Annotated in this window: 1 protein-coding gene; it reads left to right on the forward strand. The window is 43.2% G+C overall.

Annotation, left to right across the window (positions count from 1 at the left end; all coding sequences use genetic code 11):
• A partial coding sequence (locus tag AC3G7N_RS21275) for an ATP-binding protein (protein WP_489424133.1) occupies window positions 1-667 on the forward strand: 667 nt, incomplete at both ends.

The following is a 667-nucleotide window of genomic DNA, read 5'->3' on the forward strand; positions in this document are numbered from 1 at the left end:
TTTCGGAATCAAAAATCATTCACACTTTTGAGGAAGGGCATCAATTTGTTCAGGAGATTGGATTTCCGGTTATTATCAGGCCGGCATATACACTTGGAGGATCTGGTGGAGGATTCGCCGCTAACGAAGCAGAGTTAGAAGTAGTTCTTAACAATGGCCTGACTTCAAGTCCTATTCATCAAGTATTAATTGAAAAAAGCATAAAGGGCTGGAAGGAAATCGAGTATGAAGTGATGCGGGATGCCAATGATACATGCCTGATTGTGTGCAATATGGAGAATATTGATCCAGTAGGTGTTCATACTGGTGACTCAATGGTTGTCGCACCATCGCAAACATTATCGGATGTCAACTATCAGGTGCTCCGAAACGCATCATTAAAAATTATCCGGGCCTTAAAGATTGTTGGCGGCTGCAATATTCAATTCGCGTTTGACCCGCATTCCGAACAATATGTGATTATTGAGGTTAACCCGAGGGTGAGTCGTTCTTCCGCTCTCGCCTCAAAGGCCACTGGTTATCCAATTGCGGGGATCGCTACGAAATGTGCAGTTGGATACCATTTGGATGAAATCATCAATCCGATTACCGGAACAACATATGCATCCTTTGAACCGGCGCTTGATTATGTAGTTGTCAAATTGCCACGGTTTCCATTTGATAAGTT

Source organism: Virgibacillus carmonensis (genome assembly GCF_057836705.1).